Below are 15,890 nucleotides of genomic sequence, written 5' to 3'. Positions count from 1 at the left end.
CATGAGAACCATGAAAACCATGAAAACCCGGCAAGGCGGCGTGGCCCTCGTGGAGCTGGCGCTGATCATTCCCTTCCTGCTCCTCCTGACCTTCATCACGACCGAATTCGGCCGGGCGATGTACGAGTACAACGCCGTCACCAAGTCGGCGCGCGACGCGGTGCGCTACCTGTCGTTCCAGACGCCCGGCACCCACATCACGGAGGCGCGCAACCTGATGGTGTACGGCAACCTCGCCGGCACGGGAACGCCGCTGGCGCGCGGCCTCACCCTCGCCAATGTCCCGGCGGGGAGCTGCTGCACGTGGCAGACCACCGGCAGCAATCCGGTGGTCACCACCGTCACCGTGCGGGTGAGCAGCTACAGCTTCCATTCGATGGTCTCCAGCATCTTCGGGATGGTCACCATCGGCGACGCCAACGGGAACATCGTCTTCAGCGACATCACCGCCACCATGAGGGCCCAGACATGATCCATCGCCAGATCGGTGCCACCACGGTCGAGTTCGCGCTCGCGCTGCTCCTCTTCCTCACCTTCCTGCTGGGCATCATGGATTTCAGCCGCATGCTGTTCACCTGGAGCGCGGCCCAGGAAGCCACCCGCGCGGGCGCCCGATACGCGGCGGTCTGCGACGACACCTCGCAGCAGGCGCAGGTGCTGTCCCGAATGCAGGCCATGCTGCCCCAGATCAGCACCATCGGCGTGGCCTGGAGCCCCGCCGGCTGCTCGGCTTCTACCTGCGAAGGCGTGACGGTGACCATCACCGGCCTCAACTACCAGTGGATCTCACCCATCGCGGGGCTGGCCGCGCGAGCCCCGATTCCGATGCCCACCTTCCCCACTTTCCTGCCGCGCGAAATCATGCGGCAGGACCCGAACAGTGCCGCCATCTGCTCCTGAAGGAACCCCCATGAAGATTGCCGTTATTTCGCCCAACAAGAGCCATTTGCAGGAGATGGGCAAGGTGCTCGAGGCCCGGTCTCACACGGTCGTGCTGGCCGAAGGCGGCAAGAGCAGGATGCGCCAGTTGGTGGAGCAGGAGCAGCCCGACCTGCTGCTGGTCGACGGCATGTGCTGCGACCCCAACGAACTCTCGATGGTCGAGCATGTGACCACGCACCACCCCCGCACCGCGGTCGTGCTGCTCTGCGCGACCCACACGCCCGACTTCCTGCTGAACTCGATGCGCGCCGGGGTGCGCGAGGTGCTGCCTTCGCCGGCCAGCGCCGCCGCCCTCGAAGCCGTGGTGCAGCGCGTCGCGGCCAAGCTCGCGAGCGCGCACGGCATGCCCGCCGGCAAGGTTCTGGCCTTCATGCCGTGCAAGGGCGGCAGTGGCGCCACCTTCCTCGCGACCAACCTGGCCTGGCAGCTCGCCGAGCACAACTCGGTGCTGCTGATCGACCTGAACCTGCAGTTCGGCGACGCGCTGTCGTTCATGAGCGACGACAGGCCGAAGTCGACCATTGCCGACGTGGCGCGCGAATTCAGCCGGCTCGACGCCTCCTTCCTCGAGGCCAGCACGGTCAAGATCACGCCGAGCTTCAGCCTGCTCGCGGCCCCCGAGGACCCCTCGATGGCCATGGAGGTGAAGCCCGAGCACATCGACGCCATCCTGAACCTCGCAGTGCTGCAGTACGACTTCGTGCTGCTCGACATCTCGCGCTCGCTGGACACGCTGTCGATTCGAGCGCTCGACCGCGCGCATCGCATCTTCCCCGTGCTGCAGGCCGGGCTGCCGGGCCTGCGCAACGCCACGAAGCTGCTCGGCGTGTTCAAGTCGCTGGGCTACTCGCCGGAGAAGATCGAACTGCTCGTCAATCGCATCGTCAAGAGCAGCGAGATCGGCGCACCCGAGGTGCGCCGGTCGCTCGGCGGCGCCGCCCAGCGCCTGATTCCCGATTCGCCGAAGGAAGTCAATGCCGCCGTCAACCGCGGCATTCCGCTGGCTCAGTTGTCGCGCTCGAATCCGGTGGTACGCAGCCTGGCCGAGTGGGTCCTGGCGCTGTCGCCGCGACAGGAAGAGAGCCCCAGCCTGTTCAACCGGCTCCTCGGCCGCGCCTGATTCTCGAAAGGCCTCCCATGTCCCTGCGCGAAAAACTCAACGTGGTGGCGAACGATGCCGCCGCCCTTCCTGCCCAGCACGGGGCAGCGGATTCCCACGGCACCGGAAGCTCCGAGGCCTACAAGGCGCTCAAGGGCCGGCTGCATCTCAAGCTGCTCGAGAAATTCGACCTCGCCTCGCTCGACACGCTGGCCCCGGAAGCGCTGCGCCAGGAGATCGCGACGATGGTCGGCCGCCTGGTGCAGGAGGATCAGGCGGCGGTCAACGACCTGGAGCGCCGCACGCTGATTCGCGATATCCAGCACGAAATGCTGGGCTTCGGCCCGATCGAGCTGCTGATGGCGGATCCGACGGTGTCCGACATCCTCGTGAACCGCTACGACCAGATCTATGTCGAGCGCCGCGGGCGGCTGGAGCTGAGCTCGGTGAGCTTCACGGACGAGAAGCACCTGCTGCGCATCATCGACAAGATCGTCTCGCTGGTGGGGCGGCGCATCGACGAGTCGAGCCCGATGGTCGACGCCCGCCTGCCCGACGGCTCGCGCGTGAACGCGGTGATCCCGCCCGTGGCGCTGGACGGGCCGATGATGTCCATCCGCCGCTTCGCCCACATACCGCTGAAGATGAGCAACCTGGTGGAGGACATGAAGAGCCTGACGCCGCCGATGGCGGCCTTGCTCGAAGGGCTCGCCAAGGCCAAGGTCAACATGATCATCTCGGGCGGCACCGGCGCCGGCAAGACGACGCTGCTCAACATCCTCTCCGGCTACATCCCCGAGTCCGAACGAGTCGTCACCATCGAGGATGCCGCCGAACTGCAGATGCAGCAGCCGCACGTGGTGCGCCTGGAGACCCGGCCGGCCAACATCGAGGGCCGCGGCGAGATCACGCAGCGCGCGCTGGTGCGCAACGCGTTGCGCATGCGGCCCGACCGCATCGTGATCGGCGAGGTGCGCGGGGCCGAGGCGGTGGACATGCTGCAGGCCATGAACACGGGCCACGAGGGCTCGCTGACCACCATCCATGCCAACACCCCGCGGGACGCCCTTTCACGACTCGAGAACATGATCGGCATGGCAAACCTCAACCTGCCGCACCGCGCGGCCCGGCAGCAGATCGCCTCCGCGATCACCGTGGTCATCCAGGCGCTGCGAATGACGGATGGCAAGCGCAAGATCACGAGCATCCAGGAGCTCACCGGCATGGAGGGCGAAGTCGTCACCATGCAGGAGATCTTCGCGTTCCGGCAAACTGGCGTCGGACCGGAAGGGCAGGTGGAGGGCTACTTCCATGCGACCGGTGTGCGGCCGAAATTCGCCGAACGGCTGCGCGCCTTCGGCGTGCCGTTGCCGGACGCGATGTTCGATCCGACAAAGAACTACCACTGAGGGGGCGGGATCATGCAGAACCTCACGGGTAATTCATTGTTCATGGTCGTGGTGCTGGTCTTCGTCGCGGTCCTGCTGCTCCTCGAAGGCCTCTACCTCGTGTGGAAGTCGTACAAGGGCCCGGAAGCGCGGAAGCTCGAAAAGCGGCTGCAGGCCCTTTCCGGCTCGGGCGACAGCACGCCCCAGGCCAAGGTCCTGAAGGAACGGATGCTCAGCGACGTCCCGGCGCTGCAGCGCTGGCTGCTGCGCGTGCCGCGCGCGCACAAGCTGGACCGGCAGATCCTGCAGTCCGGCCTCGACTGGACGGTGTCCAAGCTGCTGCTCGGCTGTGCCGCGCTGGGCGTGGTGGGCTTCATGGCCGTCGTGGGGCTGGCGCACCAGACCGAAGGCTCCGGGCTCGTGGCCGGCGCGGTCTTCGCGCTCGCGCCTCTGGCGTACCTTTCCCATTGCCGCGCCAGCCGTCTGAAGCGCATCGAGGCGCAACTGCCCGAAGCGCTCGACCTCGTGACGCGCGCGCTGCGCGCGGGGCATGCCTTCTCATCGGGCCTCCAGATGATCGGAGAGGAAATGGCGGAGCCGATCGCGTCGGAATTCCGTATCGTGCATGACGAAGTCAACTTCGGCGTGTCGCTGCAGCAGGCGCTGACGAATCTGAGCGAGCGCATCCCGATTACCGACGTGCGCTACTTCGTCGTTGCGGTGCTGATCCAGCGCGAGTCGGGCGGCAACTTGACCGAGGTGCTCGGCAACCTGAGCCGTCTGATCCGCGAAAGGCTCAAGCTGTTGGCCAAGGTCCGCGTCCTGTCGTCCGAAGGACGATTGTCGGCCTGGGTGCTCGGGGTGATGCCCTTCGCGCTCGCCGGAGCCATGAACCTCGTCAATCCGGAGTTCATGTCGCTCCTGTGGACCGACCCGATCGGCATCGCGATCATCAAGCACATGCTGGTCCTGATGGCGATCGGCGTTCTCATCATGCGGCGCATTGTGCGCATTCACGTCTAGGAGCATGTAGATGCTGGTCCTTTCCGCGCTGGTCTTTCTGACCGTCACTCTCGGGCTGATCGGGGCGTACCTGTGGTGGGCGCCCACCCGCGCCCAGCAGCGACTGCAGGCGCTGGCGCCGAAGCCCGAGAAATCGGCATGGGCCGAGACCGTGGTCAAACTCGTCGGCCCCTTCGCTCAGTTGTCCTCGCCGACCGCCGACGAGGATGCATCGCCCCTGCGGATCAGGTTCCTCCACGCTGGTATCCGGCACCCGGATGCGACCCTGATCTATTTCGGCGTCAAGACCGTGCTGCCCTTCCTGTTCGCCTTCATGACCTTCGTCCTTCTGCAGGCGACAAATCCGACCGAAGGGCTGACGCTGGTCTTCTGGCTCATGGCGGCGGCGCTGGTCGCGTGCTACCTTCCCAACGCGTCTCTCCATCTGCTTTCGAAGGCCCGCAAGCGCGAGATCTTCGAAAACTTTCCCGACGCCGCCGACCTGATGCTGGTCTGCGTGGAGGCCGGCCTGGGCCTCGACGCGGCGCTCACGAAAGTGACGGACGAGATCCGCATCAAGAGCGAAGCGCTGGCCCAGGAACTGCACTGGACCAACCTCGAGATGCGAGCCGGCAGCGCACGCGAGAAATCGCTGCGCAACCTTGCGACGCGCACCGGGGTCGAGGAGATTGCCACCTTCGCCACCATGCTGACCCAGGCCGACAAGTTCGGCACCAGCATTGGCGAGTCGCTGCGCGTGTTCTCGGACGACCTGCGCCACAAGCGTCAGGTGCGCGCCGAAGAACTGGCCGCCAAGGTGCCGACCAAGATGCTGTTCCCGCTGGTGGTGTGCGTGTTTCCATCGATCATCATGGTGGTCATGGGGCCGGCGGCGATCCAGGTGATCCGCTCGCTGATGCCGATGCTGAATGGCAATGGCTAACGCGCTGCTCCAAGAAGATCCCCACTTCGAGAAAGGTCAGGCCCATGAATTCAACGATCGACGCCAGCGCGGCAGCGCCCGCAGTGCGAACTTGGGGTCTGTCGTGGCCGCTGATCGTCTTCGTCTCCACGATCGTGGCCCTGATCGCATACCAGCCGAATCTGATGCTGCGGGATGCAGACACCTACTGGCACCTCGCCGCCGGACGCTGGATTCTGGAGCACGCCTCCGTGCCGACCCTCGACCCGTTCTCGCATTCGATGCCCGGCGCGCCCTGGACGGCGTTCGAGTGGCTGTCCGAACTGGTGATGCTGGGCGTCTATCGACTCGGCGGCTGGGCGGGTCTGGCTGCGCTTGCGGCCTGCAGCTTCGCCCTTGTGCTCGCGCTGCTGATGCGATTCCTGCTGGCCCGCATGGAGCCGGTGCACGCGCTGCTGTTCACCGTGCTTGCCGGGAGCATGCTCTCGACGCACCTGCTCGCGCGGCCTCACGTGATGGCCTGGCTACTGCTGGCGCTATGGATATCGACGCTGGTGGATGCGGCGGAGGCGCGCCGCAGTCCGCCGTGGTGGCTGCTCGGCCTGATGGTCCTTTGGGCCAACATGCACGGCAGCTTCGTCCTGGGCCTGCTGCTCGGCGCCGGCATGGCGCTGGATGCGGTGCTTGCACATCCGCGCGGCATGCGCATGGCGGTCGCCAGATCGTGGGGCCTTTTCGTCGCGCTGTCTGTAGGCGCGGGGATCTTGACACCCAGCGGCTGGCAGGCGCTCTGGCATACGGTCTACATCATGACGATGATGGAGTTCGCACTTGCCAACATCGGAGAGTTTCGGTCGCCGAATTTCCAGCAACCGAGCTCGCTAGAGCTATGGCTGCTCCTGCTGCTGGCCCTTGCGCTCAGCGGCCGGGTACGCTTGCCGTGGCTGCGGACGGTTCTCGTGTTCGGGCTGATTCACCTGGCGCTGAAGCATCAAAGAAACATTTCGGTGCTGGGACTCGTTGTCCCGTTTCTGATGGCGACCCCGTTCGCGCGGCATTGGTACGCCACGGGATCCCCGAACCGGGACGCGCAATCGCTCGACCGATGGTTCCTGTCGCTGGCCGCGCCGGCACGGCCGATCTCCATCGCCGTGTGCGCGTGCGCGACGGCATTGTTCGCAGCGACATCCATGCATCTACGACCGCCCGCGCCCGCGTCCATGATCACACCCAAGCCCGCGATCGACGCCGCGATGGCCGCCGGCGCCAAGGGGGCGGTGCTGAACGAATACTCCTTCGGCGGCTTTCTGATCTACGAAGGCATCCCGGTGTTCGTCGACGGCCGCGGGGATATGTACGGCGACGCATTCCTCGAGAAACTGGTGGGTGCACTCAAGCTCAAGGAGCGCAAGCAGTTCCTCGAGTTTCTGAACGAGCACGGGTTCGGATGGACCTTGCTCGCACCCGGAACATCCGCGATCGCGGTGCTCGACGACCTCCCGGGCTGGCGCAGGGTCTATCAAGACGACACGGCTGTCGTCCATGTGCGTGTCGACACGGGATTGCCGCGGTAGATGATGCGCGAAACGATTCGCCTGGCTCGTCGTCCTCAGGACAACGGCTTGCCCAACTGAAACTTCACCGCATAGACATACAACTCAAGCCGATTCGCAACTTCCAGCTTCTGATAGATCGAAGTCAAGTGATTGCGCAACGTGTGCTCCGTGATGAAGAGCCGCTCGGCCAGCGTCTTGTTCGACGCACCGCAGCCATCGACCACGGCGTGAACGATCTTCCTCTCCTTCGCGGTCAGCGTCGCCTGCTTCTCCGCCTCGGGATCGATCTTGTGCGGCCGCTTCGCGTCGATGAATTCCGCGAACACGCGGCCCATTGTTTCGTTGTCCAGGCACAGTTCGCCGTTGTGCGTCTTCTCGATGGCCCGCAGCACGTGTTCCGCGGCGGCGTCCTTGCGCAGGACGCCGCGTGCGCCCCCGAGCACCGCCAGGTCCAGGGTTTTCTGCTGGCGCTCGCCCGTCAGTATCAACACGCGCGACACCGAGTTGGACAGCAGGCCGGGCAGGATGTCCAGCGCGCTCTTCCCGTCCAGGTCGAGGTCCAGCAGGATGACGTCGGGCACCACCTTGCGGGCCTGTTCGAGCGCGTCGTCGCAGTTTCCCGCCGTGCCGACCACCCGCATTCGCGGGCTTTCCCCATCGATCAATCTGGACAACCCCCACAGCATCGTCTGGTGATCGTCGACAAGCATCACGCCGATGGATTTTTCCGCTGGCTGCATGATTCCCCTCCTACACAGGTATTTCGATGTCCACGGCGGTGGCGCCGCTTGTCCCCATTCGGACGTTCGCGTTTCCACCCAGGGCGGCGGCGCGTTCCATGATCGACCTCGGCTGAAATTGCACCGACTGGGTTCCGTCGGCATCGTTCTCGATCCGTACCCTGATCAAGCCGTCCGCGCATTCCAGCTTGACGGTTCCGCGGCGCGCGAGCGTGTGCTTGCAGATGTTGCTCAAGCCCTCGCGCACGATCTGCAAGACCTCTGCGGTCAGACGGTCGCACACGTTGAGTTCACCTTCCACGCGGACCGCGATATCGATCCCGTAGAAGTCCTTCATCTGCGCTGCATGCTGCCGCAAGCCGACGATGAGCGCCTGCTCCGTCTTGCCAAGCCCGTTTCTGACCATGCCGGCATAACGGCGCAAATCGCCAATCACTTTTGCGGCCATCTCCCCGAGCTTGTCGAGATCGCCGATCAGCGGGTTGTCGGCCGCAGCCTTGTTGCGCAGGGCGCTCAGGCCCATGGTCAATCCGATGTAGGGCTGAATGGCAGTGTCGTGAAGATCGAGAGCAATCTTTTGCCGTTCCTGCAAAGCCGCTTCCGAGGCCATCCGGTCCAGCAACTCGATGTTTTCGATCACTGGGAAGACCTGGGCGCCGACAAGGCTCAGGAAGAGCGCGTCGGACTTCCTGAAGGCCCTCCGGCCGGAGAACACATAGAGCCGGCCTTCGCTGCTTCTCAGCGACACCGGTGCGCAGATGAATGAACGAGCATCCAGAAGCTCGGCGAGGCTGTCGCTTGCCCGCCCATCGAGATTGCTCCATTTGCCCTCGGCGCTGTCGAATGCTGCGGCCCCGGCAAACGCAGACAGGGCCGGCCAGTGGGGGCGGCTGTAGGCGACGTTGCGGTTCTGCGGAAGCGCCATGAGAGGCGCAGCCGCTTCCGCGCCGATCCACTCGGCATTGACCGAATGCTTCGCGCCTCCCCCCCTGATCGTGCGCATGGAGCAGGAGCCGGACTCCTTGTCCCGCATGACCAGGATGCAGCAGCTTCCCTTGAAGAACATCTGGATCTTTTCCAGGACGCTGGTGATGGTGTGGTCGACTCCAAACCTCGGGTTCGACAGGCGGCTGACATCGCGAAGAAGCGCCAGGCGCCGCTTCAATTCGACTTTCGACCCGCCCCAATGGACGCTGATGTAGCCGAGCGCCAGCAGAAACGTAGCTCGCAGGAGCAGGCGGGGCAGATCCTTTTCGGTCGTCGATCCCACGCCGCAGGCCGCGAACAATGCGACCGAGGCGAGGGTCACGCGCGCGCCTTCTTCGAAGCCCCATCGAAAGGATGAGGTGAGGATGGCGAAGAAAAAGAACAGGAAGAAGAAACTGTGGATTCCGTCCGTGGAGAGGACGATCAGCGCATACCAGCAGAGATCCAGCCAGTGAACCGCCTTGCTGTGAGAGAACGGCGTGTCCAGGCGCGAACAGATGTACACCACCAGGCCGTACAGGATGTACCCGAAGAATGGGAGCCAGGTGAATCCTGCGATTCCTCTCAATCCAGATGGATCCACAAGAACCGCCGACAGGGCAGAAATGGAGAGCACCAGCCGCATGCTGGCCACCATCTGTGCATCGGCGACAAGACTCGTATCGACTTCATTTCTTCCGTCCGGCTTGTGAACAAGCATCTGGCCCCTCCTTCCCGACATCTCATCCCAGCAAGGCAAATGTGCAAGCTTCACATTGCCTCTATGGCGGGCCCAGCATACTACTTTTGTAAGCAAATATAACTCGGTGTTACCAGATCCAACGTGTTGAATCGGCCGTGTGAGACTTAGTTGGCGGTTTCATGAGTGCGGACACTCATTCGCTCGATCAACTGGGGCATGGACAACGACGAGATGCCGCACGGTCATGGTTGAGTCGCGTGGCCGCGCATAGGGTCACCATTGCGTCGGCAGCGCTCGTACCAATGTTGAAGACCTGGCGAAGTGAGGCACGACGACATGACGCCGCGCGCGGAACGAAGAAAGCCGCCCAAGTGGGCGGCTCGGAATTTTGGAGGCAATCGTCCCTCAGTCGGGGGCCATCAATACTGCCTTCGACACCGCTTCGGCGGTTTGGCCCGAGGAACTCTTGAGTTGGCCCAAGCCTTCTTCGTAATACGACGACTCCCCGGCTTCGGTGTCGGCAGTGGAGAAAAGAAGCGTACCCAATGCAAGAGCAAAGCCTGCAAGCAGCACCGGCCAGCCAAACGCAACGGCCAATGCCACCGTCGCAAGGGGGCCGACAAGAAAGACGACAAATCGCATGCGCATCTCCAAGATGATTTTTCTCTTTCACCGACAGGCCGGGCCTCGTTAGTTCGAATGCTGGATCCTGCCTAGGGTCCAATGTAGGCATGCAAGCAAGCGTATTCATGAGCGTCATGCCCTTTTTTGAAGAGGACTGAACGCCTGCTTCGAGCTACGTCAGGCATGACAAAACGCTACACACGAGAGCTCGCCGAAGGAGCGCGCCATGATCGCTATGCAAAAAGCCCGCACATGGCGGGCTTCGCAGTTTCCGAGGGCATTTGCCCATCGCAGGCACAGCATTGACCACCTCGGCCGGTACCAGCCGCGCCAGCAGGCCAATGGGCCCTGACAGCCGGCGGATCAACGCTCCCGCATGGAGCGGCGCAGGACCTGAAGGATCGGCTCCAGGAAATACTGAAGCGCGGTCCGCGTCTCTCCCGTCACGTAGACCTCCGCGGGCATGCCCGCCAACATTTTGAGGTCTCCGGCCTCCGACAGGGAAGCCGGATCGGCCTCGACGAGCACCGAGTAGTAGGGGATGTTGCTGGCCCGCTCCATCAGGCGGTCGCCAGAGACATAGACAACCTTGCCATGCACCAGATGCGTCGTGCGGTACTGGAAGGCCGTGAATCGGACGTCCGCCGGCTGGTCACGCCGGACACGGTTGATGTCCTCCGTTCGCACGCGTGCCTCGATGAGCAGGCGGGCGTCCTCGGGAACGATGTCCGCGATCGTCTCGCGCGGCGGGATCACCGCGCCGGGTGTCGAATACTTGAGGTCGATGATTTCACCGCTGGCCGGCGCGGTGATCACCTGGCGCGCCGAGGCGTCGAGCGACTTGCGCCGCTCCTGCTCGATCTCGGAAAGCCGCGCCGCCGTGGCCTTTCGCTGGTCGCTCGCCTGCTGGCGATAGTCGCTCTCCAACGATCGGATGCGCAGATCGGCATCCACCGCGCGCTGTTGGGCGCGTGCCAGCTCCGCACGTCGCTCCTCGATCTTCACCCCGTAGTCGGCAACAGCGCCTTCCAGCTGGGCGATGCGGGCGGCTGATATGAACCCGTCCTTGAGCAGCTTCTTGTTGGTCTCGAGATCGCCTTTCTGGAATTTCATCGATTCGCTCGCCTGCACGATCTGGGCGCGCAGCGCGACGATCTCCTCCGCCACCTTTTCGCGTTGCGAGCGAAGCAATTGCACTTGTCCAACCAACGCATCGCGCCGCGCCTCGAACAGCGCGCGTTCCTTGTCCATCTGCTCGGCCAGCCGTGGGTCGACCGCCGCAGTTTCGACCACGTCCGGCGGAAAAGTGATCGCGCGCGCCAGGGTCTGCTCGGCGTCGAGCCGCGCCATGCTGGCGCGCTCGGTCTTGACACGGTGATCCAGCCGGTTCCTGTCGGCGTCCACCGACACGTCGCCCAGCACGAGCAAGGGCTCTCCCTGCCGCACGCGCTGGCCGTCGCGCACCAGCACTTCGCGCACGATGCCGCCTTCGGCATGCTGCACCGGACGCCGGTTGAGGTCCACCTTCACATGGGCCTGCGCCACCACGGCGGACGACAACGGCGCGAAGCTCATCCAGGCCGCGATCGGAAGCACGCCGCAGACAAGGACGGCCATGCCCCAGTTCGCAAGACGGCGCGCGTCGCGCAAGTGCAGCGCCAGGGGATCATTGGCCGCGACGGCATGGACCGTGTTGTTCATGACACTTTCTCCACCGGGCGCGGCTGCATCATCACCACCTGGGCGCCGCCCGTGCCCTGGCTCGATCGCTTGATCGACTGCATGACCTCTTCCACCGGCCCGTATTGCTGTACGCGACCGGCCTCCAGCACCAGCAGCTTGTCCATGTGCTGCACCAGCGTGCTTCGGTGCGTGACGACAATCACCGTGACTTCCCCGCGCAGCGCCCTCAACGCCGCTGCGAGCGCCAGTTCGCCGGACCCGTCCAGGTTGGAGTTCGGCTCGTCCAGTACCAGCAGCTTCGGGTCTCCGTACAGCGCCCGTGCCAGCGCGATGCGCTGACGCTGGCCCGGCGACAGCATCACGCCCATGGTGTCGATCACGGTATCGTAGCCCTCGGGCAGCGTCAGGATCAGTTCGTGGACACCGGCTCGCTGCGCTGCCCGCACGACTTGCTGCGAGTCGACATCGCCCAGCCGCGCGATGTTGTCGGCGACGGTGCCCTCGAACAGTTCGACGGCCTGCGGCACATAGCCGAGCCAAGGCCCGAGCGCTTCGCGAGACCATTGCGCCAGATCGACGTGGTCCAATCGCACCACGCCGGCGTGGGGCTTCCACAGGCCGGTCAGCAGGCGCACCAGGGTCGACTTGCCGGCGCCGCTGGCGCCGGTGATGGCCAGCGACTCACCGGGCTCCAGGCTCAGCGATACGCCGGCAAGGATCATCCGTTCGCTCCGTGGTGCCCGGAACACCAGGCCCTGTGCGTGCAGCCGGCCGGTCGGGGCCGGCAGCGCCATGCGTTGTGGCTGGCGCTCGGCGGCGCCCAGCAGATCCGACAGGCGCGTGAAGGCGAGACGCCCCTCGGCCAGCACGCGCCAGCTCGCCACCACCTGCTCCACCGGCGCCAGCGCCCGGCCCAGCAGGATGGTGCAGGCCACGAGGATGCCCGGCGTGCCTTCGCCGGTGATGACGAGGTACGCGCCGAGCGCCTGCAGCAGGACCTGTACCGACTGGCGTGTGGTACGCGTCAGCGCCGCCATCGCCACCGACTTGCGCGCGGTCGGACCTTGTAGCGACGCAACGCCGGCGCTCAGATGACGCCAGCGCCTGATCAGCGCGTCCCCCATCCCGAGCGACTGCGCCAGCTCCGCGTTCTGCATGGAGGATTCGAGGTAGCGCGTGGCCTTGGCGGCTTCCCTTTGCAGCGCTTCGATGTCGCGGCGGGTGACCCGGTCGTTCGCCACGGCAAGGACGATCATCAGCAACGACGCCGCTGCGGCCGCCATGCCCAGCAGCGGATGCGCCAGCCAGATGACGGCGACGTAGACGAACGCCCAGGGCGTGTCGAACAGCGCCAGCAGACCCTGGGCGGAGAACAGGTTGCGCAGCGCCGCGACGTCGCGCAGCCCTTCGGACGGCGCGCGCTCGGCGCGGCTCGCCGTGTGGGCCAGCATGACCTTGGCCACGGTTGGAGACAGGTACTCGGCGATCAGATGGCCCGCGACGCCCTGCAGCCGGCTGCGCAGGTAGTCCAGCATCAGCATCAGGCCGAGGGCCACGGCCACGCCGAGCAACAGCACCAACAGCGTCTCCTTGCTCTGGCTCGTCAGCACGCGGTCGAACACCTGCAGCATGAAAAGCGCAGGCGCGAGCAGCAGCAGGTTCACGAAGAAGGAGAAGCCCGCGACCACAAGGAGCGGCCGCTTGAGCAGTTGGAGCAGAGGCTTCATGAACTCGGCGACTTCCCGTGTGGTCCGCCAGCCGCCTTGGGGGACAGCGCACCGGAAGTCACAGGCCGACCTTGATGTCGTTGTTGTCGAATGTGTCGGCCGGATTGCTCAGCGTCAGCGTCGCCACGAGCGTGCGGTTGGCGGCGCTGAGGCCGTCCGCGTCGTAGTAAAGGTTGCCCGTCGCGCTGTCGTAGATCACGTGCACCCCCGCACCCACCGTGTCTCCAGCACCACCACCGTTCAAGGACGCGAACTCGGCCGCCGACAGCGTGCTGCCATTCGCGGTCGAGAGCGCCGTGAACGTGCCGAGCGACAGTTCGATCAGGTCGCCACTCGCCGCCGACCCCGAGGCGTTGAAGTCGGTGATGAAGTCGACCGCGTTCGGCGCCGAGTCGAAGACGAAGGTGTCGTTGTCGGCGCCGCCGGTCAGCGTGTCGGCGCCAGCCCCGCCCACGATGCGGTCGTCGCCGGCGAGGCCGTTGATCACATCGTTGCCGCCGCCGCCGCGCAACTGGTCGTTCGATGTCGAGCCGGTGATCGTGTCGGCGAAGGCCGTGCCGATGACCCCCTCGAAGTTCTTGTAGTTGTCGGTGCCGAGGCCTGCGGCACTGGCATTGAAGATCGTCGCGCTGCTGCCTTGCGTCAGCGTGAACGTGAGCCCGGCCGTGCCGTCCGAGAAGTCGAGCAGGTCGGCGGTTCCGCCTGCGCCGTCCAGCGTGTCGTTGCCGGCGCCGCCGCGGATGATGTCGTTGGATGCGCTGCCGATGAGGGTGTCTGCCAGACTTGTGCCGATCACACCTTCGATGTTCTGGTACGTGTCATTGGTGCCGAGCCCGCCTGTGCCGTTCGCGATGCTGGTCGATGCCGCACTTTGGACCAGCGTGAAATTCACTGCCACGGTCCCGTCCGAGAAGTCGAGCAGATCCTCGGTGCCGGCGCCGCCGTCCATCGCGTCGTTGTTGCCGGTGCCGCCTCGCAGGACGTCGTTGCCGGCGCCGCCTGTCAGGGTGTCGTTGCCATCGCCGCCAATCAGGAGGTCGTTGCCGGCAGAGCCGATCAGCGTGTCGGCCCCGTTGCCGATCCCTCCGACGAAGACGTCGCCGGCCGCACCGCCCGTCAGGTTGTCGGCGCCGCCGCGGCCATCGATGAAGGAAGCCTGGTAGGTGCCGGTCGCGCTGAGATCAAGGGTATCGGCGCCGTTTCCGCTGGACAAGGCTCTGATGTCTATCGTCGCCGTTGCGGTCGAGGTGCCCCCGGCGCCGTCCGACACGGTGTATTGGAAGCTGCCGGCCGTGGCTCCCGCTGTGCTGCCGCTGGTGAAGCTGATCGTGCCGTTGGCAGCATCCAGGGTCAGGCCTGAAATTCCGACCGCGCTGCCGACGCCAGTGATCGACAACGCAAGGCCGTCGATGTCGGTATCGTTGCCGAGCAGTGAGTTCACGGACAGCGTGACGAGCGTGTTGTCCGACACGATGATCCTGTCGGCCACCGCGACCGGGTCGTCGTTCACGGCGCTGACAGTGATGCTCGCCGCGTCGGTCTCGCTCGAGAACGCGGAGCTGCCTCCATTCGTCGCGGCGCTCATCTTGGTTCCTGCTGCGCCGCTCGTCTGATCCCAGGCGCGGAAGGTGATGCCGTCGCTGACCGTCCCGTTGAAGTTCGAGCTCCCCTGGAAGTAGACACGCGTGTTCGCGTCCGCAGCCAACAGCAGCGCGGACGCGTCCGACACCGCACCCACCTCCGCCCAGCTGGCGCCGCCATTGGTGGAGTACCACCAGCTTCCGTGGGTCGCATTCACGCCGGTCAAGGCGATGCCGGTCATGGCGCCGCTGTCCGTATCGGTCACATTGTCGAGGCCGCCGGCCGGCGGGTTCAGATTCACCAGGCTCGACACCAGCGTCCCGACAGCCCCGGCCGGTGCGCCAGCATCCTCGTTGACCGATGCCAGGATCGGCGTGGCGGCAGCACTCAGGACGGGTGCATCGTTGGTGCCGGCCAGGGTCACGGTCACCATCTGGTTGGCCGTGCCGTCGAGCGACACCGCGGTGAAGCTGTCGGTGAGCGACTGGCCTGCACCCAGTTGCTGGATCGCCGCCTGGGTGTTGCTGGCGGTGTAGCTCCAGCTGCCGTCGGCCGCCAGCGAGAAGCTGCCCAGGCCATTGCTGCCGGCGGTGCCCGCCTGGACCGCGAAGCTCGACTGGCCCGCATCGACATCGGCGATCGTCAGCGCACCGCCGGTCGCGAGGTGACCATCAACCACCGCCATGTCTTCCTGCACGGCACCGCTGGCCGTGCCGGCGATCACCGGCACATCGTTGGTGCCGGTGATGGTCACGGTCACTAACTGGTTGGCCGTGCCGTCGAGCGACACCGCGGTGAAGCTGTCGGTGAGCGACTGGCCTGCACCCAGTTGCTGGATCGCTGCCTGGGTGTTGCTGGCGGTGTAGCTCCAGCTGCCGTCGGCCGCCAGCGAGAAGCTGCCCAGGCCATTGCTGCCGGCGGTGCCCGCCTGGACCGCGAAGCTGGACTGACCGGCAT

The 15,890-nt window shown here is 65.3% G+C and carries 13 protein-coding genes; 7 read left to right on the top strand and 6 right to left on the bottom strand.

Annotation, left to right across the window (positions count from 1 at the left end):
- The first annotated feature begins 10 nt into the window (after positions 1–10).
- Genes AC1DYD_RS20980 through AC1DYD_RS20950 form a run of 7 tightly spaced genes read left to right on the top strand, consistent with a single transcriptional unit; the run spans position 11 to position 6,927 of the window.
- Complete coding sequence (locus AC1DYD_RS20980; RefSeq protein WP_478174683.1) at positions 11–472, top strand: TadE/TadG family type IV pilus assembly protein; 462 nt, start codon at positions 11–13, stop codon at positions 470–472.
- The gene (locus AC1DYD_RS20975; protein WP_478174682.1) at positions 469–900 is read left to right on the top strand and encodes a TadE/TadG family type IV pilus assembly protein; all 432 of its coding nucleotides are present in this window, start codon (positions 469–471) and stop codon (positions 898–900) included. The genes AC1DYD_RS20980 and AC1DYD_RS20975 overlap by 4 nt, the downstream gene beginning before the upstream one ends.
- 10 nt (positions 901–910) lie before the next feature.
- Positions 911–2,062 carry a CpaE/TadZ family protein gene (locus AC1DYD_RS20970; protein ID WP_478174681.1) on the top strand — a complete coding sequence of 384 codons (1,152 nt, stop codon included), beginning with the start codon at positions 911–913 and terminating at the stop codon, positions 2,060–2,062.
- 17 nt (positions 2,063–2,079) lie between these two features.
- Positions 2,080–3,450, top strand: coding sequence for a CpaF family protein (locus AC1DYD_RS20965; RefSeq protein ID WP_478174680.1), 1,371 nt, complete (start codon positions 2,080–2,082; stop codon positions 3,448–3,450).
- A 9-nt stretch (positions 3,451–3,459) separates the two neighbouring features.
- Positions 3,460–4,452 (top strand): type II secretion system F family protein, encoded by a 993-nt coding sequence (locus AC1DYD_RS20960; protein ID WP_478174762.1) that lies wholly within the window; start codon positions 3,460–3,462, stop codon positions 4,450–4,452.
- 10 nt (positions 4,453–4,462) lie between these two features.
- Positions 4,463–5,374, top strand: a complete 912-nt coding sequence (locus AC1DYD_RS20955; RefSeq protein WP_478174679.1) for a type II secretion system F family protein — start codon at positions 4,463–4,465, stop codon at positions 5,372–5,374.
- A complete protein-coding gene (locus AC1DYD_RS20950; RefSeq protein WP_478174678.1) occupies positions 5,281–6,927 on the top strand; it encodes a hypothetical protein in 1,647 nt (548 codons plus the stop codon). The genes AC1DYD_RS20955 and AC1DYD_RS20950 overlap by 94 nt, the downstream gene beginning before the upstream one ends.
- A 35-nt stretch (positions 6,928–6,962) precedes the next feature.
- Here the strand turns inward: AC1DYD_RS20950 and AC1DYD_RS20945 are convergent, their stop codons facing one another.
- The 6 genes from AC1DYD_RS20945 to AC1DYD_RS20920 all read right to left on the bottom strand — a co-directional run.
- Entirely contained in the window at positions 6,963–7,727 is a 765-nt protein-coding gene (locus AC1DYD_RS20945; protein WP_478174677.1) for a response regulator, read from the bottom strand.
- Entirely contained in the window at positions 7,660–9,336 is a 1,677-nt protein-coding gene (locus AC1DYD_RS20940) for a sensor histidine kinase (RefSeq protein ID WP_478174676.1), read from the bottom strand. Before AC1DYD_RS20940 ends, AC1DYD_RS20945 begins: the two co-directional genes overlap by 68 nt.
- Positions 9,337–9,723: 387 nt before the next feature.
- A complete protein-coding gene (locus tag AC1DYD_RS20935; RefSeq protein WP_478174675.1) occupies positions 9,724–9,960 on the bottom strand; it encodes a hypothetical protein in 237 nt (78 codons plus the stop codon).
- Between the two features lie 345 nt (positions 9,961–10,305).
- The gene (locus AC1DYD_RS20930) at positions 10,306–11,643 is read right to left on the bottom strand and encodes an HlyD family type I secretion periplasmic adaptor subunit (protein WP_478174674.1); all 1,338 of its coding nucleotides are present in this window, start codon (positions 11,641–11,643) and stop codon (positions 10,306–10,308) included.
- Entirely contained in the window at positions 11,640–13,352 is a 1,713-nt protein-coding gene (locus AC1DYD_RS20925) for a type I secretion system permease/ATPase (RefSeq protein ID WP_478174673.1), read from the bottom strand. Before AC1DYD_RS20925 ends, AC1DYD_RS20930 begins: the two co-directional genes overlap by 4 nt.
- Positions 13,353–13,410: 58 nt before the next feature.
- On the bottom strand, positions 13,411–15,890 hold a 2,480-nt coding region (locus AC1DYD_RS20920), incomplete at its 5' end, for a beta strand repeat-containing protein (RefSeq protein WP_478174672.1).

The sequence above is a fragment of the Variovorax sp. P4_B11 genome (assembly GCF_056402355.1).
Note: the sequence above shows the minus strand (reverse complement) of the source record. Positions and strands in the feature narration are given on the sequence as shown.

Bases quoted from the DNA above. Each gene is read 5' to 3' on its own strand.
- AC1DYD_RS20975 (WP_478174682.1), top strand. From the start codon at position 469: ATGATCCATCGCCAGATCGGTGCCACCACGGTCGAGTTCGCGCTCGCG.
- AC1DYD_RS20965 (WP_478174680.1), top strand. From the start codon at position 2,080: ATGTCCCTGCGCGAAAAACTCAACGTGGTGGCGAACGATGCCGCCGCC.
- AC1DYD_RS20930 (WP_478174674.1), bottom strand. From the start codon at position 11,643: ATGAACAACACGGTCCATGCCGTCGCGGCCAATGATCCCCTGGCGCTG.
- AC1DYD_RS20955 (WP_478174679.1), top strand. From the start codon at position 4,463: ATGCTGGTCCTTTCCGCGCTGGTCTTTCTGACCGTCACTCTCGGGCTG.
- AC1DYD_RS20940 (WP_478174676.1), bottom strand. From the start codon at position 9,336: ATGCTTGTTCACAAGCCGGACGGAAGAAATGAAGTCGATACGAGTCTT.
- AC1DYD_RS20925 (WP_478174673.1), bottom strand. From the start codon at position 13,352: ATGAAGCCTCTGCTCCAACTGCTCAAGCGGCCGCTCCTTGTGGTCGCG.
- AC1DYD_RS20970 (WP_478174681.1), top strand. From the start codon at position 911: ATGAAGATTGCCGTTATTTCGCCCAACAAGAGCCATTTGCAGGAGATG.
- AC1DYD_RS20935 (WP_478174675.1), bottom strand. From the start codon at position 9,960: ATGCGATTTGTCGTCTTTCTTGTCGGCCCCCTTGCGACGGTGGCATTG.
- AC1DYD_RS20980 (WP_478174683.1), top strand. From the start codon at position 11: ATGAAAACCATGAAAACCCGGCAAGGCGGCGTGGCCCTCGTGGAGCTG.